General features: G+C 34.7%; 1 protein-coding gene. It reads right to left on the bottom strand.

Annotation, left to right across the window (positions count from 1 at the left end):
* Positions 1–937: 937 nt before the first annotated feature.
* Positions 938–1,385 (bottom strand): hypothetical protein (locus J1N10_RS20850; protein WP_262328662.1); only part of this gene is annotated, 448 nt, incomplete at its 5' end.

Below are 1,385 nucleotides of genomic sequence, written 5' to 3'. Positions count from 1 at the left end.
TCTTTACGCCATTGCCTTGAGGCGGTTCTCCCAACTGCCAAATACCTGCTTCTTTATTAGCTACTACGATATTGCGTCATATGAGGGCTAACGGTCTCGCATATGAGGCGTGTGGGGATTGAAATTGTCGCCCTCTCCTTATCCTCACCAAAGCCCAATGGTTTTCAAACGACTAAATTACAATTCTTAAGTTGATTTAAAAGCATTGGGCGGACAAATTGAAAGCACCACTTCTCGCGGATCACAAAACCCCACATGACTTATTATGCATTGTTGGGCGATGTTTGTTATTATTAATTAATCCGAGCTGTAAATAAAATTAGCTTGGCTTTAAAGTTTTAAATTCCTATTATTAATTCTGTTCTTCATTAGAAGTCATGCGCGTTGGCTTTGTTTTCTCTTTTTATCAACTCTGTCTAACCATCAAGTAAGCATCTTGATAAATATGAGCATTTAGTATTCTTATTACAAGTTTTATTAATCAGTCTAACCGCTGAAACCTATAAAAATGCTCTATCTTTTATCTTCCAATGACATCTTTTTTTTAAAATTAACTGTCTTGTAAATCAGTCCGCGCGTTGGATTATTTAAAGGCTAATTTTATTTTTTGTTGGCAATATAAATCAGGTCTATCTTGAATTCATTTGAGTGTTTGCCAATTCAAATCCTTACATGCGTCCATAATAATAGTTCCCATAGATATCCAACTTAAAAATCAATCCGAAAAGGTGCGTTAGCAATTGTGAATTATCACTTTTCTCGCCAACAAAAAGCTCACCGCTGAGAAAATAGCGCCCAACGGTTCGGCCATATGAAGTGGCACTGGATGCGTGTGGTATATTCGCTTTCTTGTTTTCACTAATGCTGGCGCGGGAGTCAAGCTTCCAAATCCCCTCAATGCCAGGGCTACTTTATGATGGCTTGTTGGGTGCTGGCCTTAATTTTTAAAAATACCAACTTTCACGCAATTATAATTTTCATCTTCATAGAAAAGTCGAAAAACATGATTATTGAAATTATTATCTCCCATATAATCTGTAAGAACTTTGTTGAATTTTTCTTTGCTAATAGTATTTTTTTCTAAATTGTAATCAGCCAAAGCACCTGCAATATAATCTGGTATTTTTATGAATTGGTCGTAAAAAATATCAAATGTACAATCTGCCAAAGAAGTCGCAAATTGAAAGTCTTTATTGTCAATTAAACCATGTAAAGCATTGTGAAAAAAATTCAGCGCAATTCCACCTTCAATATCTAAGAGGCTATCTCTATCTGAAAACCAACCATAAATATCAAGCTTATCAATTCTGTTTAATATGACATTTGAAACATATCCTCCTAACATTGGTATTAAGATTATATCTATCAGCTGTTTTATTTTTTTA

Origin of the sequence: Carboxylicivirga litoralis, assembly GCF_025499605.1 — a bacterium.
Lineage (GTDB): Bacteria > Bacteroidota > Bacteroidia > Bacteroidales > Marinilabiliaceae > Carboxylicivirga > Carboxylicivirga litoralis.
Note: the sequence above shows the minus strand (reverse complement) of the source record. Positions and strands in the feature narration are given on the sequence as shown.